Source organism: Dietzia sp. MNB45 (assembly GCF_051994785.1).
Taxonomy (GTDB): Bacteria; Actinomycetota; Actinomycetes; order Mycobacteriales; family Mycobacteriaceae; genus Dietzia; species Dietzia kunjamensis.
This window is the reverse complement of sequence record NZ_CP163397.1, coordinates 64,118-87,801: the sequence shown is the minus strand read 5'-3', so window position 1 is coordinate 87,801 and position 23,684 is coordinate 64,118. Positions and strand designations below refer to the sequence as shown.

General features: G+C 72.2%; 26 protein-coding genes and 1 pseudogene. 10 read left to right on the top strand and 17 right to left on the bottom strand.

The genetic code is table 11. The annotated features are described in order from the left end of the window. Position 1 precedes the first annotated feature (1 nt). Genes AB5G72_RS00430 through AB5G72_RS00415 form a run of 4 tightly spaced genes read right to left on the bottom strand, consistent with a single transcriptional unit; the run spans position 2 to position 3,223 of the window. Complete coding sequence (locus AB5G72_RS00430) at positions 2-1,183, bottom strand: MFS transporter (RefSeq protein WP_096906315.1); 1,182 nt, start codon at positions 1,181-1,183, stop codon at positions 2-4. A gap of 26 nt (positions 1,184-1,209) precedes the next feature. Beyond that, on the bottom strand, positions 1,210-1,938 hold the full coding sequence (locus AB5G72_RS00425; protein WP_440220680.1) for a LysE family translocator: 729 nt from the start codon (positions 1,936-1,938) through the stop codon (positions 1,210-1,212). Further along, positions 1,935-2,615: a methylated-DNA--[protein]-cysteine S-methyltransferase gene (locus AB5G72_RS00420; protein ID WP_440220679.1), complete on the bottom strand. Its 681-nt coding sequence runs from the start codon at positions 2,613-2,615 to the stop codon at positions 1,935-1,937. The genes AB5G72_RS00425 and AB5G72_RS00420 overlap by 4 nt, the downstream gene beginning before the upstream one ends. After that, positions 2,612-3,223 carry an RNA polymerase sigma factor gene (locus AB5G72_RS00415; RefSeq protein WP_440220678.1) on the bottom strand — a complete coding sequence of 204 codons (612 nt, stop codon included), beginning with the start codon at positions 3,221-3,223 and terminating at the stop codon, positions 2,612-2,614. The genes AB5G72_RS00420 and AB5G72_RS00415 overlap by 4 nt, the downstream gene beginning before the upstream one ends. A 189-nt stretch (positions 3,224-3,412) precedes the next feature. Between AB5G72_RS00415 and AB5G72_RS00410 the strand changes: the two genes are divergently transcribed. After that, on the top strand, positions 3,413-4,459 hold the full coding sequence (locus AB5G72_RS00410; protein WP_440220677.1) for an esterase/lipase family protein: 1,047 nt from the start codon (positions 3,413-3,415) through the stop codon (positions 4,457-4,459). 58 nt (positions 4,460-4,517) lie between these two features. On the opposite strand, the gene AB5G72_RS00405 is transcribed toward AB5G72_RS00410, so the two are convergent. From AB5G72_RS00405 to AB5G72_RS00385, 5 genes are all read right to left on the bottom strand, one after another. Further along, positions 4,518-4,946: a hypothetical protein gene (locus AB5G72_RS00405; protein WP_440220676.1), complete on the bottom strand. Its 429-nt coding sequence runs from the start codon at positions 4,944-4,946 to the stop codon at positions 4,518-4,520. Continuing rightward, on the bottom strand, positions 4,943-5,281 hold the full coding sequence (locus tag AB5G72_RS00400) for an MTH1187 family thiamine-binding protein (RefSeq protein ID WP_440220675.1): 339 nt from the start codon (positions 5,279-5,281) through the stop codon (positions 4,943-4,945). The genes AB5G72_RS00405 and AB5G72_RS00400 overlap by 4 nt, the downstream gene beginning before the upstream one ends. Before the next feature lie 88 nt (positions 5,282-5,369). Continuing rightward, the gene (locus tag AB5G72_RS00395) at positions 5,370-6,575 is read right to left on the bottom strand and encodes an LLM class flavin-dependent oxidoreductase (protein ID WP_440220674.1); all 1,206 of its coding nucleotides are present in this window, start codon (positions 6,573-6,575) and stop codon (positions 5,370-5,372) included. A gap of 25 nt (positions 6,576-6,600) precedes the next feature. After that, positions 6,601-7,497, bottom strand: a complete 897-nt coding sequence (locus AB5G72_RS00390) for an SDR family NAD(P)-dependent oxidoreductase (RefSeq protein ID WP_440220673.1) — start codon at positions 7,495-7,497, stop codon at positions 6,601-6,603. Next, the gene (locus AB5G72_RS00385) at positions 7,494-8,249 is read right to left on the bottom strand and encodes an SDR family NAD(P)-dependent oxidoreductase (RefSeq protein ID WP_440221530.1); all 756 of its coding nucleotides are present in this window, start codon (positions 8,247-8,249) and stop codon (positions 7,494-7,496) included. The genes AB5G72_RS00390 and AB5G72_RS00385 overlap by 4 nt, the downstream gene beginning before the upstream one ends. A 220-nt stretch (positions 8,250-8,469) precedes the next feature. Between AB5G72_RS00385 and AB5G72_RS00380 the strand changes: the two genes are divergently transcribed. From AB5G72_RS00380 to AB5G72_RS00365, 4 genes are all read left to right on the top strand, one after another. Next, positions 8,470-9,858: a flavin-containing monooxygenase gene (locus AB5G72_RS00380; protein ID WP_440220672.1), complete on the top strand. Its 1,389-nt coding sequence runs from the start codon at positions 8,470-8,472 to the stop codon at positions 9,856-9,858. Further along, on the top strand, positions 9,855-10,508 hold the full coding sequence (locus tag AB5G72_RS00375; protein WP_154830912.1) for a TetR/AcrR family transcriptional regulator: 654 nt from the start codon (positions 9,855-9,857) through the stop codon (positions 10,506-10,508). Before AB5G72_RS00380 ends, AB5G72_RS00375 begins: the two co-directional genes overlap by 4 nt. After that, the gene (locus AB5G72_RS00370; protein WP_440220671.1) at positions 10,505-11,446 is read left to right on the top strand and encodes an alpha/beta hydrolase; all 942 of its coding nucleotides are present in this window, start codon (positions 10,505-10,507) and stop codon (positions 11,444-11,446) included. Before AB5G72_RS00375 ends, AB5G72_RS00370 begins: the two co-directional genes overlap by 4 nt. A gap of 156 nt (positions 11,447-11,602) precedes the next feature. Then, positions 11,603-12,154, top strand: a complete 552-nt coding sequence (locus AB5G72_RS00365) for a YceI family protein (RefSeq protein ID WP_440220670.1) — start codon at positions 11,603-11,605, stop codon at positions 12,152-12,154. A gap of 133 nt (positions 12,155-12,287) precedes the next feature. On the opposite strand, the gene AB5G72_RS00360 is transcribed toward AB5G72_RS00365, so the two are convergent. Further along, the gene (locus AB5G72_RS00360; RefSeq protein ID WP_440220669.1) at positions 12,288-12,884 is read right to left on the bottom strand and encodes a maltokinase N-terminal cap-like domain-containing protein; all 597 of its coding nucleotides are present in this window, start codon (positions 12,882-12,884) and stop codon (positions 12,288-12,290) included. Positions 12,885-13,114: 230 nt separating this feature from the next. Between AB5G72_RS00360 and AB5G72_RS00355 the strand changes: the two genes are divergently transcribed. Further along, complete coding sequence (locus tag AB5G72_RS00355) at positions 13,115-13,600, top strand: hypothetical protein (RefSeq protein ID WP_440220668.1); 486 nt, start codon at positions 13,115-13,117, stop codon at positions 13,598-13,600. 110 nt (positions 13,601-13,710) lie between these two features. Here AB5G72_RS00355 and AB5G72_RS00350 read toward each other — a convergent pair whose 3' ends face one another. The 7 genes and pseudogenes from AB5G72_RS00350 to AB5G72_RS00320 all read right to left on the bottom strand — a co-directional run bounded on the left by AB5G72_RS00350 (position 13,711) and on the right by AB5G72_RS00320 (position 18,893). Next, entirely contained in the window at positions 13,711-14,637 is a 927-nt protein-coding gene (locus AB5G72_RS00350) for an alpha/beta fold hydrolase (RefSeq protein ID WP_440220667.1), read from the bottom strand. A gap of 101 nt (positions 14,638-14,738) precedes the next feature. Beyond that, positions 14,739-15,242 carry a hypothetical protein gene (locus AB5G72_RS00345; protein WP_440220666.1) on the bottom strand — a complete coding sequence of 168 codons (504 nt, stop codon included), beginning with the start codon at positions 15,240-15,242 and terminating at the stop codon, positions 14,739-14,741. After that, positions 15,229-16,524: an AI-2E family transporter gene (locus tag AB5G72_RS00340; protein WP_440220665.1), complete on the bottom strand. Its 1,296-nt coding sequence runs from the start codon at positions 16,522-16,524 to the stop codon at positions 15,229-15,231. The genes AB5G72_RS00345 and AB5G72_RS00340 overlap by 14 nt, the downstream gene beginning before the upstream one ends. Positions 16,525-16,565: 41 nt before the next feature. Continuing rightward, positions 16,566-17,672, bottom strand: coding sequence for a hypothetical protein (locus tag AB5G72_RS00335; protein WP_440220664.1), 1,107 nt, complete (start codon positions 17,670-17,672; stop codon positions 16,566-16,568). A 93-nt stretch (positions 17,673-17,765) separates the two neighbouring features. After that, entirely contained in the window at positions 17,766-18,104 is a 339-nt protein-coding gene (locus AB5G72_RS00330) for a hypothetical protein (protein ID WP_440221538.1), read from the bottom strand. Positions 18,105-18,174: 70 nt separating this feature from the next. Beyond that, positions 18,175-18,627 (bottom strand): annotated as a pseudogene (locus AB5G72_RS00325) (phosphotransferase); the annotation flags it as partial. Then, the gene (locus AB5G72_RS00320; protein WP_440220663.1) at positions 18,606-18,893 is read right to left on the bottom strand and encodes a hypothetical protein; all 288 of its coding nucleotides are present in this window, start codon (positions 18,891-18,893) and stop codon (positions 18,606-18,608) included. The pseudogene AB5G72_RS00325 and the gene AB5G72_RS00320, both read right to left, overlap by 22 nt. A gap of 167 nt (positions 18,894-19,060) precedes the next feature. On the opposite strand from AB5G72_RS00320, the gene AB5G72_RS00315 reads away from it, so the two are divergent. The 4 genes from AB5G72_RS00315 (at position 19,061) to AB5G72_RS00300 (ending at position 23,655) form a co-directional block, all read left to right on the top strand. Next, positions 19,061-19,699, top strand: a complete 639-nt coding sequence (locus tag AB5G72_RS00315) for a TetR/AcrR family transcriptional regulator (RefSeq protein WP_154830905.1) — start codon at positions 19,061-19,063, stop codon at positions 19,697-19,699. Between the two features lie 168 nt (positions 19,700-19,867). After that, the gene (locus AB5G72_RS00310) at positions 19,868-22,132 is read left to right on the top strand and encodes a catalase (RefSeq protein WP_440220662.1); all 2,265 of its coding nucleotides are present in this window, start codon (positions 19,868-19,870) and stop codon (positions 22,130-22,132) included. Positions 22,133-22,220: 88 nt separating this feature from the next. Beyond that, positions 22,221-22,781: a polyketide cyclase gene (locus AB5G72_RS00305; protein WP_440220661.1), complete on the top strand. Its 561-nt coding sequence runs from the start codon at positions 22,221-22,223 to the stop codon at positions 22,779-22,781. Further along, positions 22,768-23,655 carry an alpha/beta fold hydrolase gene (locus tag AB5G72_RS00300; RefSeq protein ID WP_440220660.1) on the top strand — a complete coding sequence of 296 codons (888 nt, stop codon included), beginning with the start codon at positions 22,768-22,770 and terminating at the stop codon, positions 23,653-23,655. The genes AB5G72_RS00305 and AB5G72_RS00300 overlap by 14 nt, the downstream gene beginning before the upstream one ends. The last annotated feature ends 29 nt before the right edge of the window (positions 23,656-23,684 follow it).

Here is a 23,684-nt window from a genome sequence, read left to right as displayed (position 1 = left end):
GCTAGCGTAGCTGTCGCTGGGTGAGCGGGATGAGCAGCGCGCACACCACCGCCAGCCCGGCGATCCACGGGACCGGACCGCCGGCGCGCGAGAGCTCGGCGAGCACGTACGGCGTGGCCATCCCGAGGTAGGCCAGGACGTAGAACACGGCCACGAGCCCGGCGTGGTCCCGCGGTCCGGACTGCAGCTCGACCTCGACCAGCCCCGCCACCAGCAGCGTGGCGTACCCCACGCCGAGCAGGACCGCGACGGGCAGCAGCCAGAGGGCCCGGCCGGGGAGTGCGGGCGAGGCGGCCAGCAACGCTCCGGCGGCCATCCCGAGCGAGGCGGCGGCGAGTCCCATGACCGGCGGCCGGGACGGCGGTGACGCGGCCGCGATCCTGCGGACGGCGGGTTGGACCAGCACCCCGGCGCCCAGCGTGACGCCCACCATGACGCCCGCGTACAGGGTGGGCCGGCCGAAGGCGTCCCCGCCCAGCAGGTCGGCGAGCACCGCGAACGACATGCTGGCGCAGCCGAACACCAGCGGGGCCCACGGCGCGACCCCGAGGAGGAACCGGCGGGTGCCGGCCGTGGCGGGGATGAGCGGGGCGGCCTCCGGCCCGTCGTGCGGCTGGTACGGGTCCGCGGCGCCCCACGCCGCGACCAGCGCGATCGTGCCGAGGATCAGATGCGGAAGGTACGCCGAGAAGAGCGGGGCGGGGGCGAACTCCCCGACCATGCCCGCCGCCAGGCCGCTGAGCCCGAACCCGCCGGTCAGCGCGATGGCCGCGCGCCGCGCACCGGTGCCGGGCGGCCCGCCGGCGGAGAGTTCGCGGACCCAGGCGCTGCCGGCCCCGAACGCGGCCCCGGACGCCAGCCCGGCGAGGAACCGACCCAGGTACAGCCACAGCGAATCCTGCGGCCCCAGCAGCATGAACAGCGTCGCCAGCAACGAGAGGACCAGGACGGGCCGCATGAGCACACGGCGGCCGTTGCGGTCGGACCACCGGCCGGCCACCAGCAGGGTGGGCAGCAGGCCGACGATGTAGACGCTGAAGATCGCGGTGACGCTGGACTGCGACAGGCCCAGCTCGGCGCGGTACAGATGCAGCAGCGGGGCGAACTGGTTGGCACCCCAGCCCACGGCGAACACCGCGAGGGCCACGCGCACCCAGCTGCGACGGTCGACCTGAGAATCCATGGAGCAGAACCTAGCCCGCGTGTGCCCTACGCGAGCGCGGTGGCCACGAACGCCACCCCCACCACCACGAACAGTGTGCTGGCCACGACGTCGACCCACGGCAGCAGCCGCCCGACCCGCTCGTTGACCACCCGGTGCGAGGCGACCGTCGCGAGACCGGCGAACCAGGCGAGCGCGACCGCGATCATCCCGGCGACCAGGGCCACCGACCACGCGGGCGAGACCTCCTCGCGGAGGAACGGGGTGAGCACCGCGCCGAAGAACACCAGGGCCTTGGGGTTGGCGAGGTTGGTGAGCAGGCCGCGGGTGAAATCCCCCCGCGGCACCAAATCCGCTACGCCGATTCGGGATCCGCTATCCGAATCCGGGTAGCGGATCCCGATTTCGAGTAGCGGATCCGGTGGTGGAGTGGTGGGTGCGGCGGTGGTGGCGGGTGCGGCGGTGGCCGGCGGTGGGGTCGCACGGCGCGAGCGCCACCAGCCGCGCAGGCCGAGCACGCCGAGGGTCGCGAGCAGGAGCCCGCCGGCGACCTGGAGACCCGTCATGACCTGCGGGTACACACGCACGAGGGTCGCGACTCCGGCGAACGCGGCCGCGAGCCACACCGTCAGGCCGGTGACGATCCCCAGCGCGGTGGCGAGACCCTGACGCCGTCCGGCGAGGGCACGTTGGAGGACGACGACGACGTCGGGCCCCGGCGAGACCACCGCGATCGCCCAGACGCCGAACAGACCGAGGAGCTGCGCCGCGGTCACGCCGCCGATTCCATCTCGAGGAGCCGCTGCTTGGCCGCGAGCCCGCCCCGGTAGCCGCCCAGTCCGCCGTCCGAGCGCAGGATCCGGTGACACGGCCACACCAGCGGCAGCGGATTGGTCGCGCAGGCCGACCCCACCGCGCGGACGGCGCCGGGCCGGTCGAGTTCGACGGCGATCTCGCGGTAGGTCGCGGTCCGCCCGTACCCGACCCGGGCCAGATGCTGTTGGACCTCACCACGGAATCCGCGGGCGAGGCGGGTGTCGAGGGGCAGGTCGAACTCGCGGCGGCGGCCGTCGAGGTACTGGTCGATCTGGGCCGCGGCCGCGTCGAGCACCGGCGACTCCGTCGGCGCGCCGAGGATCCGGGGTCCGACCCGGTCGGCCAACATCTCGAGGACCACCCCGGAATCCTCCACCTCGAACGCCACGTACACCAACCCGGCCGGGGACGCGGCCAACAGCAGCCCACCGATCGGGGTGTCGACGCTGCGGTAGGCCACGTCGACCAGGCCCTCGCGCTCGGCGTCGCGGGCCAGGCGATCCCGCAGTCGGGTCGTGTCCGCGGGGGCGGACCGCAGGAGCGACGCCACGCCGGCCTCGGAGATCGCAGGGTCGTCCGCTGCCGGATCGGGCGCCGCCGGGTCGTGCGCGGCCGGATCGTGGATCGGGTCGGTCATGACATCTCCTCCGTGGGACGGTGCGGTTCGAGAGCACGGCGCGGTTCGAGGGGACGGCGCGGTTCGAGGGGACTGTGCGGGTCGAGGTGACCGTGCGGTTCGAGCGTCGTGCGCAGGCGGGCGATCCCGTCCGCGGCCGCGCGGCGAGCCGCCGCCTCGGTGCCGCCGGTGAGCTCGGCGATCTCGGCATAGCGGAGCCCGCCCAGATACCGGTAGGCCACACAGATGCGCTGCCGGGTGGGCAGGGCGGCGACGGCATCCCAGATCCGCGGATCGCCGACCTCGTCGTCGTCGACCCCCGTCGTTCCCCGCGCGCCCCCGGGACGTGGTGTGCGGGCGTCGAGAACGGCGACGTCGTCGGCGGCCCCGCTCGGTGCGGCCTCCCGGACCGAACGCCGCACCACGTCCACCGCCCGGCGGTGCGCGACCCGGACGAGCCAGGCCTCGACGTCGGTGTCCTCGGGCAGCCCGGGCCACGCCCTCAGTGCCGAGAGGAACGTCTCGGACCAGGCGTCGTCGGCGTCAGGGCCCGGGCCGAGCACCGCGCGGCACACCCGCAGCACGGTGGGACCATGGCGGTCCACCGCGGCGTCGAACGCTGCCCTCATGTGTATCGATCCTGCCCTCGTGGTCGCTGCCGGGTGCGGGCGCCCCGCAGACGGGGCGTGCGATGGTCACCGGGTAGTCGCGCGGCGCGCCGGTTTCGTGAGGCGCAGCGGTTTCGTGAGGCGCTGCGGTTCCCCTCGCTGAGTCCGGGACGCATACTGGTCTGACCGTCACGCCCCGGGGGGTCTGAAATGCTCGGTTCCCGCACACCCTCACGCCCGGCCGGACGTCGCCCGGCGCACCGCACGAGCCGCAGAAGCCGAGCGCGCCGCACCGGACTGGCCGGCGCGCTCGCCGCGCTCGTGCTGGCGATCCCCGTCGCCACCGGGGCGGGCCCGGTGCCGGACCGGGTCGCGGACCGGGTCACGCCGGCGGCCCGGGCGCAGGTCCAGCTCGGCTCGCTCGGCGACTACCTGCGCGACCTCGACCCCACCGGCGAGCTTGGGCCGTACGTCACCGAGGCCCTGAACGGGATCAACGGGCCGATCGGCGATCCCGGTCCGCCCGCCGCCGCGGCCGCGCCCGTGACCTGCCGACCCACCGTGGCGCATCCGCGGCCGGTGATCCTCGTCCACGGGACCTTCGACAACGGGGCCGACACGATGCCGCGCCTCGGCGATCCGCTACGCCGTCAGGGCTTCTGCGTGATCGCCCCGACCCTCGGCGCCTACGCGGGCAACCCGGCGCGCGGCGGGCTCGACTCGATCGTCGCCGCATCGGGACCGCAACTGGCCGGGGTGATCGACCACGTACGCGCGGTGACCGGGGCCGAGCAGGTGGACCTGGTCGGTTACTCGCAGGGCGCCGCGATCGCCGGGTACACCACCAAGGTGCTGCGGCCGGGCGCGGTGAACCGCGTGGTCTCCGTGGGCGGGTACTGGGGCGCCGACAACAGCGGCCTCATCCCGAACCAGCTGCCGCGCGAGGTCGCGGCTCTGGGCCTGTGGGCCGCGAACCTGCGGGGACTGGCCGAACTGTCCCCGGGCAGCCCGATGATCGCCGCCTGGTACGGGCTCGACCGCACCCCGTTCCTGCCCGGCGTCGGCTACACGCTCATCGCCACGCGCGGCGACCACCTGCTCCCGCCCGAGCGCAGCTTCGTCCCCGGCCCGGGCGCGCGGTGGGTCGTTCCCGAGGACGCGTGCGGGGGCCGACCGAATTCGCACGGGGGGATGGCAGTCGACGCGCGGACGCACGCGATCGTCGCCGGGGCCCTCGGCGGCGCCGGGGGGTGCTGAGCGTCCGGGCCCCGCGGCCGGACCCTCCGTCCGGGCACCGCGGCCGGGCCCAGCGACGTCAGCGCAGCTCGCGGGAGTGGTGCTGGTAGAGCTCGTAGGCGTCACGCAGCCCGAGGCCGGGGTGGGCGACCCGCAGGCGGCGCACCGCGTCGATCTCCCCGGAGGAACCGCGCATCGCCGCGGCGATCTGCTCGGGGCGGATCGACGCCGCGATCCGGCGGGAGCGTTCCTCGTTGCGCCCGCCGAGCCACCAGCGGTGCGCCGCAGCGCCGAACAGCATGACCGCCATCGCGAGCCACAACAGCACGTCCAACATCGCGGCCCGGCCGGAGAGCACCTGCACAACCACCACCACGAGCGCACCGAGCCCGCCGAGCACGGTGGCCGCGACGTACGCCACCGCCGTCCGACCCCGTGACCGCGCCACGTGATCGATGGCCGACTCCGCCCGGTCCGCGATCCCGTTGAACGGGTGGGGAGAGGTCACGCGCGGCCCCCCTCGTCGTCGTCGGACTCCCGGCCACCCGCGAGGTGGCGCTCGACCCGCTCCACCTTGCCGCGCAGCTCCCCCGATCGGCCGGGCCGCAGGTCCGCCTTGAGCACCAGGCTCACGCGCGGCGCCACGGCCAGCACGGCGTCCGTGGCGGCGCGGATAACGGGCATGACCTCGTCCCACTCGCCCTCGATGGTGGTGAACATCGAGGTGGTCTCGTACGGCAGGCCGGAGTCGCGGACCACGCGGACGGCTTCCGCGACCGCGCGACTCACGGATGCCGAGTCGTCCGCGGTGGACGTGGGGGCGACGGAGAACGCGAACAGCATGGCATCACCGTAATCCCGCCGGGCCCCGTCGTGCAGATCGGTGAGCCCCGGCGATACCTGGGTCACAGACCCACGTCACACGCCACCGTCACACCCTCGAGACCGTCTGCGGCACACCCGCGGTGTACCCGGCCTCGGCGAGCAACTCCCGCACGCGCGGGATGACCTTGCGGCCGTAGAGGTCGATGGAGGTCATGAGGTCGTCGTGCGGGGTCGGGCCGCTGGCGTACTTGAGGTCGAAGCGGTCCAGGCCCAGCGTGCGGACGGTGGTGGCGATCTTCTGCGCGACGGTCTCGGGGGACCCGACGTACATGGCGCCCGAGCGGACCTCGCGGTGGAAGTCGGCCTCGGTCGCGTCGCCCCAGCCGCGCTCGCGGCCGATCTGGTTGCGGTTGACCAGCCAGTGCCGCGCGGACAGCTCGGCGGCCCGGGCGTCGGTCTCGGCGACGAAGCCGGGCGAGTGGACGGCGATCGGCAGGCGCGGGGCGGCCGTTCCCCCACCAGCCGTCCCCCCACCAGCCGCCCCGGCGCCCGCGAACTGGGCATTGGCCTCGCGGTACAGGTCGGCGAAGGGGGCGAACCGGCCGGCGGGGCCGCCGATGATCGCGAGCATGAGCGGCATCCGGTAGCGGGCCGCGCGCACCACGGATTCCGGGCTGCCGCCGACGGCGATCCACGCGTTCAGCCCGTGCTCGGTCTTGGGGTAGACGTGCTGGTCGACCAGCGGCGGACGCAACTCACCGGACCACGTCACCGGCCCCTCGGGCAGCAGCGCGGCGAACAAGTCGAGCTTCTCGCTGAACAGCTGCTCGTACCGGGCGAGATCGAGGCCGAACAGCGGGAACGACTCGGTGAAGGACCCGCGCCCCAGCACGACCTCGGCCCGCCCGTTCGACAGGGCGTCGATGGTGGCGAAGCGCTGGAAGACGCGGATGGGGTCGTCGCTCGAGAGGACCGTGACCGCCGAGCCCAGCGTGATGCGCTCGGTGCGGGTGGCGATGCCGGCCAGCAGGACGTCCGGGGCGGAGACGGCGAAATCGGGGCGGTGGTGCTCGCCGATGCCGAACGCGTCGACGCCCACCTGATCGGCGAGGACGGCCTGCTCCACGACGTCGCGCAGGACCTGCGCGTGGTGGACGGGCCGACCGCCGCGGTCGACGGTGACGTCGCCGAAGGTGTCGAGGCCGAAGGCGACATCCTGAGTGGAGGGGTCACCGTGGGTGGCGTCGTGGGTGGAGGGCGACGACGACGAGGTGGGCGTCGCGGGGTCGTGTGCGGAGGCTGACGAGTTCATGCGGTCAGCATAGTTGATCCGTCATCTACATGGCGGGGTGTGCCGCCCGGGCGCGGGAGGCGCGGACGTACCGGGCGATCATCCGGTCCATCACCCCGGGCGCGAGTCGCTGCAGCCGCCACGTGGCCCGGGCGCGGGCGGGCTCGATCACGAGAGCACGGTTGCGGGCGACGCCGTCGAGCACGCTCGCCGCCAACCGGTCGGGGTCCAGCGGCCGACGCACCCCCTGGCCGTCGAGGTAGAAATGCCGACCGTCGAAGCCGTCGAGTTCACCCTTGTCGAGGATCGCGGTGTCGACCGCCGCCGGGCACACCACGGTCACGCCGACCCCGTGACCGGCGGCCTCGGCGCGCAGCGACAGCCCGAGCCCGACGACCGCGTGCTTGGTCATCGCGTAGCTGGTGATGAGCCCCGCCGGGCACAACCCGCCCATCGACGCGGTGAGCACGATCGCGCCGGCCCCGCGGTCGATCATGTGCGGGTACGCGGCGTGCACGCAGTGGACCACCCCACGGACGTTGACGTCGATGATCGCGTTCCACTGCTCCAGGGTCAGCTTGTCGGTGTCGCCACCCCAGGTGATGCCGGCGTTGGCGAACATCAGGTCCAGCCCGCCCCGGGTGGAGACCACCTCCTCGACGAGGGCGGCCACCGCTGCGGCATCGGTGACGTCGAGGTGCGCCGGTTCGGCACTCCCCGCCCCTGCCGACCCGGCGCCGGGGCCGGACCTCGTCGTCGTCACCTCCTCGGCGACCCGACGCGCGGCGGCGAGGTCGATGTCCGCCACCACCACGTGCGCGCCGGCCGCCACGAGGGCACGGCAGAGGGCCGCGCCGATCCCGGACCCGCCGCCGGTGACGACGGCCGACGCCCCGGCCAGCCGCGGGCCATGGAGGGCGCTCGCCGACCTGGGCGCGGTCACGCGAACGCCCTGGTCGCCAGCCCGAGCACGTCCGGGTAGCGGCGCAGCTGGGCGCCACCGTCGATCGCCAGGTCCTCCGCCGTCATCCAGTCCGCCGCGGCGAGGTGGAGCACGGCGCGGGCGACGTCCTCGGCGGTCCCCCGGTGGGCGATCGCGGAGTTCTCGGCGTACTCCTCGGCCAGGCCGGGGATCTGCAGGACGGGCTCGGTGAGCGGGGTGACGAGGAAGCCCGGCGAGACGGTGTTGACCCGCACCCCCCGCTCGCCCAGCTCGAGGGCCGCGACCTGGGCGAGCATCACCAGGCCCGCCTTGGCGGCACAGTAGGCCGCCATCCCCCGGCCGGGCTGCCGCGCGTTGAGCGAGGCGATCGCGACCATCGAGCCGCCGTCCCGGACCGCTCGGCCGCCGTGCTTGAACACCAGGAACGCGCCGGTCAGACACACGTCGACGACCCGGCGGAACTCGGCGGCGTCGTGGTCCGTGACCAGACCCAGCGTGCTGACGCCGGCGGTGGTGACCACCAGGTCCGGGGCGGTCCCGGCGAACAGCGCCTCGACCGACGCCTCGTCGGTCACGTCGACGGCGCCGGCCCGGTGCGCGGGGCCGAGCTCGGCGGCGCGGGCGGCGGCCAGCTCGGCGTCGAGGTCGCCGATCGTGACCTGCCACCTCCCGGCGGCGAGCGCGCGGGCGGTGGCCCATCCGATCCCCGACGCCCCGCCCACCACGACGGCGGACCGGCCGCGGGCGGCCACATCGGAACCGTCCGAGGTGCTTTCGCGGTCAGGGGTGGGGACGTGTGTGCGATCCGGGTCCACGGGGCCTCCAGTAGGGTTGACGGCCGGCCTCGGCGGGGTGGTTCGCCAGGCCGGAGGAAGCTGTTGACGACCGTCAACACGGGCCATAGTGTGATCCGCGCCATAGCTTTCTTGTCGGCGAGTCTGCCTCGCCGAGGGATCCGCCGAAGGGGTTCGCATGACATCGACCTGCACAATCGCCGTGATCGGCGCGGGCATCAGCGGCCTGACGACGCTGAAGATGCTCCGCGACTACGGGATTGACGCGGTGTGCTTCGAGGCGTCGGACCGGATCGGCGGGAACTGGGCGTTCGACAACCCCAACGGCAGCTCGAGTGCCTACCGCTCGCTGCACATCGACACCTCCAAGCACCAGCTGAGCTTCCGGGACTTCCCGATGCCGGAGGAGTTCCCGGACTTCCCCCACCACAGCCAGATCAAGCAGTACCTGGACGACTACGCCAAGGCGTTCGGCCTGCTGCCGTCCATCGAGTTCGAGACACGGGTCGAGCATGCCGAGCGCCTGCCGGACGGCGGGTGGGAACTGACCACGTCGCGCACCGGGTCGGCCGCACAGGCCGGGGCCGGCGAGACCGAGACCCTCCACTTCGACGGGCTCGTCGTGGGCAACGGACACCACTGGGACCCGCGCTTCGCCGATTTCCCCGGCGAGTTCACCGGGGAGATGATCCACTCCCACGCCTACGTCGACCCGTGGGATCCGCTGCACCTCATGGACAAGAAGATCCTCGTGGTGGGCCTCGGCAACAGCGCCGCGGACATCGTGGTGGAACTGTCGTCCAAGGTCATGCGCAACGAGGTGACGCTGTCCACCCGGTCGGGTGCGTGGATCGTGCCCAAGTACATCGCCGGCAAGCCGGCCGACAAGTACTTCGCGACCTTCCCGTACATCCCGTACTCGTGGCAGCGCAAGGCCATCCAGGCGATGCAGCCGATGTCGGCCGGCCGGCCGGAGGAGTACGGCCTGCCGACCCCCAACCACAAGTTCTTCGAGGCCCACCCCACGCAGTCGGTCGAACTGCCGCTGCGGCTGGGGTCCGGGGACGTCGTCGCCAAGGGGGACATCGCCCGGCTCGACGGCCGGACGGTGCACTTCACCGACGGCACCAGCGGCGAGTTCGACGTGATCATCCAGGCCACCGGGTACAACACCACGTTCCCGTTCTTCGACCGGGACTTCCTCAGCGCCGACGCCCACAACCACGTCCCGCTCTACAAGCGGATGTTCACCCCGGGCATCGAGGACCTCGCCTTTGTCGGCTTCGCCCAGTCCACCCCGACCCTGTTCCCGTTCGTCGAGGCCCAGGCCCGGCTGGTGGCGGCGTGGGCGGCCGGCCTGTACCGCACCCCGCCGGTGGCGGAGATGGAGCGGGTGATCGTGGAGGACGAGAAGAAGTACATCGGCCACATGCTCGACACACCCCGCCACCAGCAGCAGGTCGACTACTTCCTCTACGAACGCGACCTGCGCACCCGGGAGATCCCCCACGGTCTCGAGCGCGCCCGCGAGCGCGGCGCCGCCCTGCGTGCCCGGGTGACGGCATGACGCCGGCCGCCCCCTCGGCGACCACCTCCCCGCGCGGCGACCGGCGCCGCGAGGCCCTGCTCGCCGCGCTCGACGACCGACTGCGCACCACGGCCCTGGACGACATCTCGGTGGCCGACCTCACCGTGTCCGCGGGGATCACCAGGTCCGCGTTCTACTTCTACTTCGACTCCAAGGCCGCCGCCGTGGGCGTCCTGCTGGCCGCGGTACAGGACGAGGCCCGCGCGGCGGTCGAGACGATCGTGGGCGGCGAGGGAGACTTCCGCACGCGCGTGGCCGGGGCCCTCGAGAAGCTGACCGACCGCGTGTTGGAGAACGCCCACATCTACCGGGCCCTGCTCACCGCCCGCAGCAAGCACGAACAGACCCGGGCGCTGTGGAACGAGGGCCGCCGGACGCTGGCCGCCCCGATCGCCGAGTTCCTGCGCACCGAGCGCACGGCCGGTCGGGCGCCGGACGGCGTGGATCCCGAGGCACTCGCCCTGGGGCTGATCCACATCAACGAGACCGTGCTCGAGCAGTTGGCCTACGACACCGACGGCCCCCGCGAGCCGCTGCTCACCGTCGCCACCGACATGTGGGTCCGCTCGGTGTACGGCCGACCCGACCCCGCGGTGGACGCCGCGGCAGACCCAGGGAGAACCGCATGACCAGCCCCGTCGACATCGTCTTCCGGTCCGGATCGGGGCCGGACGCCGCCGAGTGTCGCGGCTGGTTCCTGCCCGCCGCCGGCGGGGCGGAGAGCGCCGGTGATGCCGCCCGTGCCAGTGAGGCGGGCAGCCCCTGCGTGGTGCTGGCCCACGGGCTGGGCGGTACCGCGGACTCCGGCCTCATGCCGTTCGCCGAGGCGTTCGCGGCCGCCGGGTACGCCGCGCTCGTCTTCGATTACCGAGGCTTCGGGCGCTCCGACGGCCAGCCCCGCCAGGTCGTCTCCCCCGCCCGCCAGCAGGACGACTACCGGGCCGCCATCGCCGCCGCGGCCGCCCAACCCGGCGTCGACCCGACGCGCATCGTGCTGTGGGGCTGCTCCCTCGCGGGCGGTCACGTCCTGGAGGTGGCCCGGGGCCGCGACGACATCGCGGCCGTCATCTCCATGATCCCCCTGGTCGACGGGCGGGCCGCCGCACTGGCCGCGGCCCGCCAGCACACGCCCGCCTCGCTCCTGCGGGCGACGGGGACCGCGATCGCCGCCAAGGCCGTGGCGGCGACGGGACGCCCCGAACCGCTGCTCCCCCTCGTCGGCCCGCCCGGCTCGAGCGCGCTACTGTCCCTTGACGGGTACGAGGAGGCCTACACCTCCGTCGCCGGGCCGACCTGGCGCAACGAGGTGGGCGCCTCCATCGGCACCGAGCTGGGCTCGTTCCGGCCCGGCCGGCACACGGAAGACCTCGTCGTCGTCCCCGTGCTGGTCCAGATCGCCGACCTCGACCGCAGCGCCCCACCGCACGCCGCCGCGACGGCCGCCTTCGCCGCGCGCGCCGAGGTCCGGCACTACCCGGGCGACCACTTCGACCTCTTCGCCGGCCGGCCGTGCCACGACCGGGCCGTCGAGCACGCGCTGCACTTCCTCGAGAGGCACGTGGGCTGACCCGCGGCGTCACGTGCGTCGGCGGTGTCGGCGCACGGTTCCGCGGGCGACTTCCCCATGGTTGTTGACATGTCATAGAGGTCGGCCTATATTGGGTGACACAACAGTTAAGTGCTCGGCCCCGCCGGCCGGGCAACCCCACCCGAAGGAGTCACCATGACCGCCAAACTCACCGACCTCACCGGCACCTGGACCCTCGACGACACCCACACTCGCCTGGGCTTCGTCACCCGCCACGCGATGATCACCAAGGTCCGCGGCTCGTTCAACGACTTCACGGGCACCGTCACCGTGCCCGCCGAAGGCATCGAGGGCGCCACCGCCCAGGTCACCATCAACGCCTCCTCGATCGACACCCGCAACGCCGATCGCGACGGCCACCTCAAGTCCAACGACTTCTTCGACATGGAGACGTACCCGGAGATCACGTTCACCTCCACGAAGATCGCCGCCAACGGCTCGGGCGGCGTGGACGTGACCGGCGACCTCACCATCAAGGGCACCACCAAGTCCGTGACCATCCCGTTCAAGTACGAGGGCACCGCCACCGACCCGTTCGGCAACCAGCGCGCGGGCTTCGAGGGCACCACGGTCATCAACCGCAGCGACTTCGACCTCACCTGGAACGCCGCGCTCGAGACCGGCGGCGTGCTGGTCTCCGAGAAGGTCACCCTGGAGATCGAGGTCTCGGCGATCAAGAGCGCCTGACCACTCGCCCGCCACGGCACCAGGGCCCCGTCACCGATCGGCCCCGCCCCACATAGTGCACGCTCGCCCCGGCAATTGCCGGGGCGAGCGTTCCGTTTCGGGGGCGGGGCCGGGCCGGGCGGGGCCGGAGACCCTAGGAGACGACGGCGAGGACCGCGGTGTGCGAACCGTCCGCGTCCTGCCAGGTCGCGCTGAGCGTGCCCGGCGATCCGATGAGCGGGCGGTCGGCCTCCGCGTCGTTCTCCTCGGACACGACCCGGATGACGTGCAGAACCGCGTTGGAGCCCTGGGTGATCCCGTCGCCACCGCCGCGGATGTTGACCGGCGACGGCGTGATCGTGCCGTCCTCCACCTGCAGATGGTCGGCCGCGGCGTCGCGGTGGCTGATCACCCGGCGGACCTCGGCGACGTAGACCGGATCCGCGGAGGCGTCGTAGACCCAGCGGCGGCCGAGTACAGAGTGCTCCATCTCGCCGACCAGTGCGTCACCGGAGTCGTCGAGCTCGGACCCGCGGTAGGTCACGGGCACGTGGAAGGTGCGGGCACCGTCGGTGAGGAGGAACGACTCCATCCCGACCTCGCCGGCGGGATCGACGAACCGGTAGGCGGTCACCTGCTCGAGGCCCTCCGGGTCGCCGTCGAACCACTCCTGGTGGCGGACCCAGGCCCGGAGCAGGTCCAACTTGCCCGGGTCGAGGACGGCGTCATAGATCTCGGCGGTTCCACTCATGCGCTAAGACTCCCCGAATTCGCCCGGTCCGGCAAACGCGAACCGGGGCTGGTGGGTGTATGAAGAAGAATTCGCGGGAGCGCTGTTCCCGCTGCGTAAGTGGGCAGACCACCAGACTGCGCCGACCCGACTGTGATGCGGGCCACAGCAAGTCCGCGCGGGTGGCCGTTACGGTTACCGCCGTATCGCCGGGGAGATCCCCCGGAACCCGATGGAAAGGTGTGATCCCCATGAAGAAGACCATCGCCGTGATCGGTTCCGCTGCCGCCCTGTCCTTTGCCGGTGCCGGCCTCGCCGCCGCCCAGGAGCCGACCGACCCGACGCAGGGCGCCGACACCACCCAGACCGAGACCACCGACGACGCGCTTGACGACGCGCTCGACGAGGTCGAGACCCCCGCCGAGGTCTCCGCCATCGCCGAGCAGCTGTGCGGCACCATCTCCGCCTACGACTTCCTCGGCTCCGCCGAGGGCGTGGTGCCCGGCCTGAGCGGCGAGGCGTGCGAGGCCAACGCCACCGCCGCCGTCGCGGCCGCGTTCTCCGGTGACATCTCCGGCGCCATCGACATCCTCCGCGGCATCGACGCCGAGATCCCGGGCGATGACGACGAGACCGCGGATGCCGGCTCGGCCGAGCTCCTCGGCTCGCTGGCCGGCGGTGACGCCGAGGGCGGCGAGACCGCCGACGACACCGAGCTGCCCGCGTTCGGCTCCTGATAGCGACTCGCGCGGCGGCTGCGACCAGCCGCTGACCGCATCGCCATCCGACTCGGCCCCGGCCCCCCTCGAGGGAGCCGGGGCCGAGTCCTTTCTGCCCGCCCGGGCCGTCAGCTGTGGTGCTCCGGCTGCTGGGGCTCCGGCGGATGGGCCCCCGCCGCCACGAGGTCTCCCAGCGTCTCGGGGTCGATGTGCCCCGGCTGCGTCTCGGTCATGAACCCCACGATGATCCGCTCGACGGCCGCCGGGTCCTCGACGTGCGGGTAGTGGCCGGTCCGCTCGACGATCGCCAGGCGACTACCGGGGATCGCCTCGTGGGTGGCGTGCCCGTGGGACATGGGGATGATCGGGTCGCGGTCGCCCCAGATCAACTGGAACGGCAATCGCCCGGCCAGGTGCAGCCGGTTGGCCGCCGACACCGCCTGCCCCTTGTTGTCCACGACCGCGCGCAGCGTCTTGAAGAACGTCCTGCGGTGACCGGGCCTACTGAGCGAGTCGTACACCATCCAGGACTCGGTGATCGCGTCGGCCCGGATCCCCAGGCCGGAGAAGAAGCGCCCCACCGAGTTCCCGGCGTTCACGAAGACCGGGGCCGCGCCGATCGTCAGCAGGAGTTCGGCGCCGGGGACGGCCAGCGCCCGGAGGATCCAGTTGACCTCCTTGCCCAAGCCGCCGCTGCCGATCAGGACAATCCGCTCGCAGTACTCGGGGTACTGGTAGACGAACTGCATGGCGACGCCGCCGCCGAGCGATTGCCCGATGACCGTGCATCGCTTGATGCCCTTGACCACCAACAGGTCGCGCAGGGCCGAGGCCATCGCGCCGAGCGAGTAGTCGTCGAAGTCGAGTGAACTCTCCCCGTGACCGGGCAGGTCCGGGGCGATGACGTGGAAGTGGGCGTCCAGGCGCGGGATGAGTTCGCGCCAGGTGGTCGAGCTGCCGGCCATGCCGTGGATGAGCAGGATCGTCGGCTTGCCCTCGCCGGCACCCGCCTCGCGGTAGGCCAGCTCTCGTCCGTGAAGTGTCGCGGTCTGCATAGTGATTCCCCCTCGGGGACGGCCTCCCGCGCCGTATCTCGTCGCAGGGAGCACCTACCGTCATTGTGCGCCCCGCGGGGACGTTCACGCAGTTCCCCGTGTCACATCTGGGCCGAAAACTTCCGGATCAGCCGCCGGTGACGATGCCTGAACAGCGCACCGACCACCATCCGAACCACCGGTCCCGGCAGCACCGTCCGGGGTTCGGCCCGCAGGGTGTCGGTCACCCGGGTCGAGCCGTCGGGCAGGTCATCGAGCTCCCGGCGGTGCTCCCACACGCGGCACGACCCCAGGCTCGAGCGTTCCTGGAAGTAGCGCGGCGCCTCCATCCCGGTGATCACCAGGTCGTCGAACTCGACCGGGACGATCCCCACCAGCAGGATCCACGCCCGCCCCGCCGGGCGACCGAGCGGGAGGTCCGCGATCGTCGCCCCCCGCAGCGACCTGGGGAACCGCATCGTCAGCAGCGGGCCGAACTCGTCCGCGACGCCGTCGGCGGTGACGACCCGCGCCCACACCTGGTCCCGGGGCGCGGGCACGACACTCGAGCGCACGACCACCACGCCGGGGGTCCGAGCAGCGGCCCGCCCGTCACCGCGGCGCATGGCCGCCGGTCCTCGCGGCCGGTTCGGCGGGAACGGTCTCGCCGTCGTGGTCGTGGAGGCGCACCTCGTCGTCGTCCCCGGCGGGGTGAGCAGCGCTGTCGGGTCCGGACACCTCGTCGCGCCCGGGCACCAGGCCCGGCCCGAGGTCCTCGCCGCCACCAGCCGAACCACCGCCGTCCGGGCCGCCCCGGGCCGCGCTGCCGCCGTCCGCGCCGCCCCGGGCCGCGAGGTGGCGCACGACGGTGTTGGCCATCGCCGTGACCGGCACCGCGAACAGCGCGCCCACGACACCGAACAGGTACGTACCGGCCGTGACCACGAGGATCACCGCCAGCGGGTGCAGCGCCACGGCGTGGCCCATCAGCAGCGGCTGGAGCACGTGCGACTCGAGCTGGTGGACGACCACGACGATCGCCAGCATCGCGACCGCGATCGCCGGCCCCCGCTCGACCAGCGCCAGGACCGTGGGGATCACCCCGGCGACGAGGGTGCCGACGATGGGCACGAACGACGCGAGGAACACCACCACGACGATGGGGATCACGAACGGCACGCGCAGCAGCAGCGCGCCCAGACCGACCCCGGCGGCGTTGATCGCGGCCACGGTGAGCTGCGTGCGGGTGTAGGCGCCGAGGCTGCCCCAGCCACGGCGGAACGCGGTGTCGACGTGCTCGCGGCTCGCCCGCGGCAGCCACCGGACGAAGAACTCCCAGAGTTTCTCGCCGTGGTAGAGGAAGAAGAACAGCGACACAAGGCAGATGAGCACGCCCGCCACGGCGTCCACGGCCGTGTGTCCGAACTGGACCGCGCCGGCCGCGACCGCCTCGGAGTTCGACTCGATCCACGTGCGGGCCTGGGCGACGGCCTCCTGCAGTCGGTCCGCGGTGAGGTGCAGCGGGCCGTCCTCGAGCCACCGCAGGGCGGCGTCGGTGCCGGAGGAGATCTGGTCCCGCATGCGGGGCACGCCGGTCGCGAGCTGGGTGGTGACCGCCGCGAGCGCGGCGAGGATGACCGCGAGGACCCCGACGACGACGACGAGGGCCGCGGCCGCCCGCGGGACCCGCTCCGGGATGCGGTCCACCATCGGGCGGAGCATGGCCGCGAGCAGCACCGCGATCGCCAGGGGCGCGATGATCACCGACAGCCGACCGACCGCCTGCCCGACGAGCCACCCGCCGCCCGCGATGAGCAGCAGGCACGCCGACCAGCCCGCCGCCAGCACGACCGGGTACGGCAGGTGCGCCCGGTCGAAGGGAGCGGCGGTCGGCGAGCCCTGGGTCATGACCTCGATGTTAAAGCCTTTTCAAGACTTCTCAGGTCACATCACGGGGCGAGGTCGGTCCAGCCCACGAAGCCACTCGGATCGTGGCGGCCCAGCACGCCGTGTTCGAACATGCCCCAGCCCTCCGCGCCGTCACACGTGGCCCGGGCGATGTGATCGATGGTCTGGTACGGCATGAACGCCTGCACGTCGGGATCCGCGAGGTCGTAGGCCGTGGACAGGCTCCAGCCGCGCCCCTTCCACTGGCCGTGCTGCCAGTCCGGGTCGCCCACGTATCCGGATCCCATGCTCAGTGGGATGTAGCCGAGGGTCTCCACCCCCACCACCACCGGCTCGCCGGTGGGCGTGGTGAGGTGGATCCGCGCGGTCTCGGGGTGCCGGGTACCGCTGCGGTAGTCGATCTCCACGCGCGGCCAGCCCAGCTGCTCGACCCGGCCGTCCTTCCACGTGCGGGTGGCGTGGCTCAGGGTGCGGTGACCGTCCGGGCTCTCCTGCATGATGATCATCAGCGCGTAGTCGTCGAACCGCAGCGGGACGTACGTCCACCAGTGGCCCTCACGCGGCTCGTCGGCCGAGCGACCCTTGGGCTCCGGGTCGCCGCTGGGACGAATGCCCCAGGAGCGGTCGCGGCTGCCCATCCACACGTCGGGATCCACGGTGAAGTCGGTGCCCTCGGCGGTGAGCGTGCCGGACCAGCTGCCCACCTGGGCGAAGCGCGTCGCATCGAGGATCGGCCGGGGCCCGTCGAGCAGCATGTGCCGCTCCTCGAGGACCGCCTCGAACGATCCGTGCCAGGTGAGGTCGAACGAGAGGTCCTCGTGCTCGCAGACCAGGCGGACGGTTCGCAGCGGCTCGATCACCTCGACGCGGTACCCACCCACGACCGAGTCGAGGGACCGCTCGTCGCTGGCGTCGGAGAAGCGGACCGAGCGCTGCCGGTCGCCCTGCCGGACGGTGGCGAAGGCGTCGATCACGCCGAGATTCGGGTACACACCGAGGCCGGTGACGAGGTAGACGTCCCCGGTCCGGTCATGGGCGTTGAAGTAGTAGCGGTCGTAGAAGTTGCGGTCACTCGTGGCGACCTGCGCCATCGACAGCGGGGACTGGTGGACCGGGTACTCGTCGAGTGGCGCGGGCTTGATCGTCATGGACTCTCCTGGGAGCTCTCTGGGGCGGTGGTGCGGGTCGGTGCAGGGGGTCGGTGCTGTGTGGCGGTCGAGTGGGGTGGTTCGTACCGGGTGTCAGTCGGCGATCATCCTCGCGAGCATGGCGTGGTGCAGGACGTACTCGTCCGGGTTCTCGTGCGCCTCGACCTCGCCGAAGTGGACGCGGCGGCGCTCGATCTGCGACATCACGATGCCGTGGCGCAAGGCGGCGTAGGTGCGGAAGAACTCCAGCTCGCGAACCGGTGACCCGGTGAGCTCCTCGTACCGGGCGACCACCGCGTCGTGGGGGAACAGGTCGGGCAGGCCGGGGAAGTCCCACTGCTCGGCGATCTCCTGGAACATGTCGTGGAAGAACAGGAACCAGCCCAGGTCGAGCTCCGGCGGAGCGAGCGTGGCCGACTCCCAGTCGAGCACGGTGGCGGGTTCGACCCCCGTCGAACATGATGTTGCCGATCCGCGCGTCACCCCAGCACAACACGTCGGGCGACAGCTCGGCGGGCCAGTTGGCCTCGATCCAGTCGAACGCCTTCTCCGGGACCGGGATCCGGAGACCGTCTTCTCGTCGGGTCCACTCGTAGCAGGCGCGCTCGTTCTCCACGTGGGCCCGGAGACTGTCGAGGCCGGCAGCCGGCGCGGCGTCACCGAGCGCGGTCCGTGGCTCCGGTGTGCCGTGAACCCGGGCCAGGACCTCCACGCTCACGTCGCGCAACCGCGCCCGGCCGGTCTCGTCCAGCTCCTCCACCACCCAGCCGCCGAACACGTACGGCGGGTTGTCGACGGGCACCCGGTCGGAGACACGGTCCATCACCAGGAAGGGCACGCCCAGGACCTCGGGGGAGTCCTCGACCCAGCGGACGCCGGGCACCGGCAGGTCGGTCCGCTCCCGGACGGCGCGCATCACGGCGGCCTGCCCGGTCAGGTCGTAGTCGGGGAACACCGGGAACGAGGAGGCCTCCGGCGCGAGTCGGGCCACCAACTCCGCGCGCTCGCCCGCCCGTCCGTGGTCCACTCGGCGTCGAACAGGACGGAGATGCTCGACATGCCCGAGCTCTCGGGGCGCCGGATCGACGTCACGCGGACCGGTCCCGTGCTGCCCACCCGCTCGGCCAGCCACGTCTCCAGTCGGGCCCGGACCTCGACGAGGTCGGTGGTCGAGGTGATGATGTCGCTCTTGACGTCGTCCGCCGTCACGTCCTGGCTCATGCCCGTCGTTCCTTCTTCCGGTGACACTCCCTTCATCCGGGGCGGTGAGGTAGATCACACCATAAAGATAGACTCGTGTCTAGGTTTTCAGCCGACGGATATCGTGGGTCCCGGCGCACTGCGAGCCGCCGGGCCGCCGAGCCGCTGATGAGGGGACGAGACGACAGATGCAGACGTGGCCGCTTATCGACACCGAACCGCCGCCCGACTCCTCCCGGCGCGCGCACAACAAACACGCGGTCCGCACGAGCCTGCTGCAGGCCGCCCGTCAGCTCTTCGCCGAACGCGGGGTCGCCGAGACCACGGCGGAGGAGATCGCCGAGGCGGCCGGCGTCTCCCGCGCGACGTTCTTCAACTACTTCCGGAACAAGCACGGCATCGTCATCGCTCTCCACGACGCCCACGTGGCCACACTCGGACTCCTTGTCGACGACCTACTGTCCGAGCCGCTGACCACCGCGGGTCGGCTCGATCGCTTGTTCGCGGACGTCGCCGCCACCGCCGCCGCCGCGCCGGTCTACTTCGCCTCGCTGACCGGCGAGCTCGAGCGTGAACTCGCCGTCCCCGCCGTCAGCGCCGCCCGCACCGAGCAGCTGACCTCCACCCTGGTGCGACTTCTGACCCCGGGAGTGGCCGCCGGGGAGGTGCGCGAGGACCTGCCGCTGCGCTTCCTCGCCCAGATGGTCGGCTCCACCTACATCTCGGTGATCCGCTACTGGCGTGAGTCGCCGGACTACGACATCACGCTCAACAGTGCCCGGGCGTCGCACTTCCTGACCGGCGCCCTCGCACCAGGGACGGGCTGACCCGACGGTCGCCGGAACCACGACGGCCGCCGGCCCCGGAGGCGCGAAGTTTACGTCGGTCCGCGTGGTCGCGCGACAGGTTGCGGACCTCCGCCAGAGGAGCAGAATCGCCCGCACGGCCGGAAAAGCCAGTGCACCCAGAACGATTCTCATCCCGAAGGAGTGCCGATGCCCGACAAGAAGTCCGACTCCAAGTCTGCCGCCCGATCCGCGGCCGAGAAGCTCGTCGACAAGGCCGAACAGTTCGCCGACGACCTGGCCGGCAGCGCCGACGTCGTCCCCGGTACGCCGGGATCGCGACCGCCGACCGTCGCCGAGCCCACCGAGCCCACCAGCCCGCTGCCGCCGAAGGCCGACCAGAAGGGCGCGACCCCGTACGGCCCGACCGGCGCGGAGCCGCCCGGCTCGGTCACCGCCCGCGAGGAGGTCATGCGTCAGCAGGGCCAGTTCCTCACCACCGCCCAGGGCGCGCGCCTGTCCGACACCGATCACTCGCTCAAGGCCGGTCGTCGCGGCCCGGTCCTGCTTCAGGACCACCACCTACGCGAGAAGATCATGCACTTCGACCACGAGCGCATCCCGGAGCGCGCGGTCCACGCCCGCGGGGCCGGTGCGCACGGGACGTTCGTGGCCAACGGCGCCGCAGCGAGCGTCTGCAAGGCCGGCGTCTTCGCCGAGGGCAAGGAGACCGAGGTCTTCGTCCGCTTCTCCACCGTGCTCGGCAACCGCGGGTCCGCCGACACCGTCCGCGACACCCGCGGATTCGCGACCAAGTTCTACACCGACGAGGGCACCTGGGACCTGGTCGGCAACAACATCCCGGTGTTCTTCATCCAGGACGCCATCAAGTTCCCCGACGTCGTCCACGCCGCCAAACCGCACCCGGACCGCGAGATCCCGCAGGCCCAGAGCGCGCACGACACGTTCTGGGACTTCGTCTCTCTGCACACCGAGGCGCAGCACCACACCCTGTGGAACATGTCCGACCGCGGCATCCCGCGCTCGTACCGGATGATGGAGGGCTTCGGTGTCCACACGTTCCGGATGATCAACGACGCCGGCGAGACCAGCCTGGTGAAGTTCCACTGGAAGCCCCACCTCGGCGTCCACTCGCAGGTGTGGGAGGAAGCCCAGATCACCGCCGGCATGGACCCGGACTTCCACCGCCGCGACCTGGCCGACGCGATCGAGTCCGGCGCGTTCCCGAAGTGGGACCTGGCAATCCAGGTCTTCCCGGACACGGTCGACGAGAACGGCGTCAGCGAGATGTTCCACGGCATCGACCTGCTCGACCCGACCAAGATCGTCCCCGAGGAGCTCGCACCGGTGCAGGTGATCGGCACGATGACGCTCAACGCCAACGTCAAGAACTTCTTCGCGGAGACCGAGCAGGTCGCGTTCCACCCGGGCCACCTCGTGCCGGGCATCGACGTCACCAACGACCCGCTCCTGCAGGGCCGACTGTTCTCCTACCTCGACACCCAGCTCACGCGTCTGGGCGGTCCGAACTTCGGCCAGATCCCCATCAACCGCCCCCACGCCCCGGTCAACGACATGCTCCGCGACGGCTTCCACCAGTCGGCCGACCACGTGGGAGTAGCCCCGTACCAGCCCAACAGCCTCGACGGCGGGTGCCCGTTCATGGCGGGCACCACCGACGGTGCGCTGGTGGAGGTGGCGCAGGAGATCGCCGACGCGCAGGTCGTCCGCGACGCCCCGGCGACGTTCGACGATCACTACTCGCAGGCGACGCTGTTCTACACCAGCCTCACCGAGGTCGAGAAGGCGCACGTCGCCGAGGCGTACACCTTCGAGCTGGGCAAGTGCTACGAGGAGGCCATCAAGACCCGGCAGGTCGAGCAGCTCGCGCACATCGACCACGATCTGGCCGTCACCGTCGCGTCGGGGCTGGGGCTGCCCGCGCCCGCGAAGGCGCCCGTGGCCGAGGTCGTCACCAGCCCGGCCCTGTCCCAGATCGGCAAGGAGTGGCCTTCCGACGGGCGCCAGATCGGCATCCTCGTCACGGAGAACTCCGACGTCGCCGCGGTCAAGGAACTCGAGCAGGCCGTGTTCGACGACGACATGGTCCCGCTCGTGATCGGCCCGGTCGGCGGCAGGCTCGGCGAGGGCGAACCCGACGCGACGGTCGCGATCTCGCGGACCTATCAGACGCAGCGGTCCATCGAGTTCGATGCCCTCGTCGTCGTCGACCTCCCCGCCCACCCGCGGACCGACGTGCTCATCAGCGAGATGTACCGGCACAAGAAGGCCATCGCCACCCTGGCGCCCATCGACCGGTACGTCGACTTCGGGCTGACGTCGGACACCCCGGGCGTGGTCGCGGTCGACGCGGCGGCCGGCGTGCTGCCCGCACTCAAGCCGCTGCTGGCCACCCACCGGGCGTGGGAGCGTCCCGACCCGGCCCGCATCTGACGCAGGGCACGGAGCAGTAGCCGGACACCGTGGGTCGGGGATCGCGAGAGGTCCCCGACCCACGGCGTGCGCGGGTAGCGTCTCGGCCATGAGCCCCCACCCCGACCCCCATGAGGCCTCCGCCCGCCAGAGTCCTGCCGGCCTCCGCCTCGAGGCGCGGCGAGTGATCACGGCTCCGGCGGACCGCGTGTTCGCCGTACTGTGCGATCCGGACGGCCACGTGGCGATCGACTCCTCGGGGATGCTCCAGGAGGCCGAAGGATCGGTGGTCACCGCCGAGGGCGACCGGTTCGTCGTCCACATGGACCGCGAGTCCCTCGGCGACTACGACATGGGCGAGTACGACGTCACGGTGATCATCACCCGGTTCGAGCCCGACGCCGAGATCGCCTGGACCATCGACGGAGCCATCAGACCCCCGATCGGCCACACCTACGGCTACCGCCTGATCCCGCTGGGCAATGGCGATAACGGCGATGGCGACGACACCGAGGGGGCGCGTACCGAGGTCGTCAGCTACTACGACTGGTCCGACGCGCACCCGAAGTGGCGCGACTCGGGAGTACTGCCGGTGCTGGACGCATCAGCGCTCAAGGCGACGCTCGGAATCCTCGACCGGGCGGTCAGGAGGGGATATGTCCGCGGCTGATCCGAACGCCCACCGGCCGGACCTGTGGTTCTCCCGCGACGGCATGGAGCTGCGCGCGGTGGACTCCGGGCCCGCCGACGGCGAGGCGATCGTCCTGCTCCACGGGTTCCCGCAGCGCACCTCCAGCTGGGACCTCGTGTCTCCGCTCCTGCACGCGGCCGGGTACCGCACCCTGGCGCTGGACCAGCGCGGGTACTGCGAGTCCGCCCGCCCCCGTGGTCGGCGCGCGTACCGACTGTCGGAACTGGTGGGGGACGTCCTCGCCCTGCTCGACGCCGCCGGCCTGCCCGACGCCCACGTGGTGGGTCACGACTGGGGCGCCGCCGTCGCGTGGGGTGTCGCCGGGGCGCACCCCGACCGCATCCGCAGCCTCACCGCCGTGTCGGTCCCCCACCCCGCCGCCTTCCTCAAGGCCATGGTCGCCTCCGACCAGCTACTGCGATCCTGGTACATCGGGCTCTTCCAGCTGCCGTTCCTGCCGGAGCGACTGCTCACCTCGGCCGGCCCGCGGCCCGAGAAGGCCCTGGCCGGGATGGGCATGACGCCCGAGATGATCGAGCGCTACCGGCGTGAGATGGTCGCCGCCGGCGCGATCCCCGGGGGACTCGGCTGGTACCGGGCCCTGCCCTTCGCCTCACCGTCCCGCTCGACCGCGGCGGTCCGTGTGCCCACCACCTTCGTGTGGAGTGACCGCGACCCGGCCCTGGGCCGCGGGGGCGCCGAGCGGACCCGCCACCACGTGGACGCCGACTACCGGTTCGTCGAGATGAGCGGGGTCAGTCACTGGATCCCCGACGAGCGGCCGGCAGAGCTGGCCGATGCAATCGTGGCCCGCGCCCGGTCGACCGCGGACGGCTCGGGTCCCGGGGCCTGAACTCCACCGCACCGGGTGCGCGCGGCCCG

Coding starts and splice junctions, on each gene's coding strand:
- AB5G72_RS00430 (WP_096906315.1), bottom strand. CDS start 1,183: ATGGATTCTCAGGTCGACCGTCGCAGCTGGGTGCGCGTGGCCCTCGCG.
- AB5G72_RS00420 (WP_440220679.1), bottom strand. CDS start 2,615: ATGACCGACCCGATCCACGATCCGGCCGCGCACGACCCGGCGGCGCCC.
- AB5G72_RS00415 (WP_440220678.1), bottom strand. CDS start 3,223: ATGAGGGCAGCGTTCGACGCCGCGGTGGACCGCCATGGTCCCACCGTG.
- AB5G72_RS00410 (WP_440220677.1), top strand. CDS start 3,413: ATGCTCGGTTCCCGCACACCCTCACGCCCGGCCGGACGTCGCCCGGCG.
- AB5G72_RS00400 (WP_440220675.1), bottom strand. CDS start 5,281: ATGCTGTTCGCGTTCTCCGTCGCCCCCACGTCCACCGCGGACGACTCG.
- AB5G72_RS00395 (WP_440220674.1), bottom strand. CDS start 6,575: ATGAACTCGTCAGCCTCCGCACACGACCCCGCGACGCCCACCTCGTCG.
- AB5G72_RS00380 (WP_440220672.1), top strand. CDS start 8,470: ATGACATCGACCTGCACAATCGCCGTGATCGGCGCGGGCATCAGCGGC.
- AB5G72_RS00375 (WP_154830912.1), top strand. CDS start 9,855: ATGACGCCGGCCGCCCCCTCGGCGACCACCTCCCCGCGCGGCGACCGG.
- AB5G72_RS00370 (WP_440220671.1), top strand. CDS start 10,505: ATGACCAGCCCCGTCGACATCGTCTTCCGGTCCGGATCGGGGCCGGAC.
- AB5G72_RS00365 (WP_440220670.1), top strand. CDS start 11,603: ATGACCGCCAAACTCACCGACCTCACCGGCACCTGGACCCTCGACGAC.
- AB5G72_RS00360 (WP_440220669.1), bottom strand. CDS start 12,884: ATGAGTGGAACCGCCGAGATCTATGACGCCGTCCTCGACCCGGGCAAG.
- AB5G72_RS00355 (WP_440220668.1), top strand. CDS start 13,115: ATGAAGAAGACCATCGCCGTGATCGGTTCCGCTGCCGCCCTGTCCTTT.
- AB5G72_RS00350 (WP_440220667.1), bottom strand. CDS start 14,637: ATGCAGACCGCGACACTTCACGGACGAGAGCTGGCCTACCGCGAGGCG.
- AB5G72_RS00345 (WP_440220666.1), bottom strand. CDS start 15,242: ATGCGCCGCGGTGACGGGCGGGCCGCTGCTCGGACCCCCGGCGTGGTG.
- AB5G72_RS00340 (WP_440220665.1), bottom strand. CDS start 16,524: ATGACCCAGGGCTCGCCGACCGCCGCTCCCTTCGACCGGGCGCACCTG.
- AB5G72_RS00335 (WP_440220664.1), bottom strand. CDS start 17,672: ATGACGATCAAGCCCGCGCCACTCGACGAGTACCCGGTCCACCAGTCC.
- AB5G72_RS00320 (WP_440220663.1), bottom strand. CDS start 18,893: ATGAGCCAGGACGTGACGGCGGACGACGTCAAGAGCGACATCATCACC.
- AB5G72_RS00315 (WP_154830905.1), top strand. CDS start 19,061: ATGCAGACGTGGCCGCTTATCGACACCGAACCGCCGCCCGACTCCTCC.
- AB5G72_RS00310 (WP_440220662.1), top strand. CDS start 19,868: ATGCCCGACAAGAAGTCCGACTCCAAGTCTGCCGCCCGATCCGCGGCC.
- AB5G72_RS00305 (WP_440220661.1), top strand. CDS start 22,221: ATGAGCCCCCACCCCGACCCCCATGAGGCCTCCGCCCGCCAGAGTCCT.
- AB5G72_RS00300 (WP_440220660.1), top strand. CDS start 22,768: ATGTCCGCGGCTGATCCGAACGCCCACCGGCCGGACCTGTGGTTCTCC.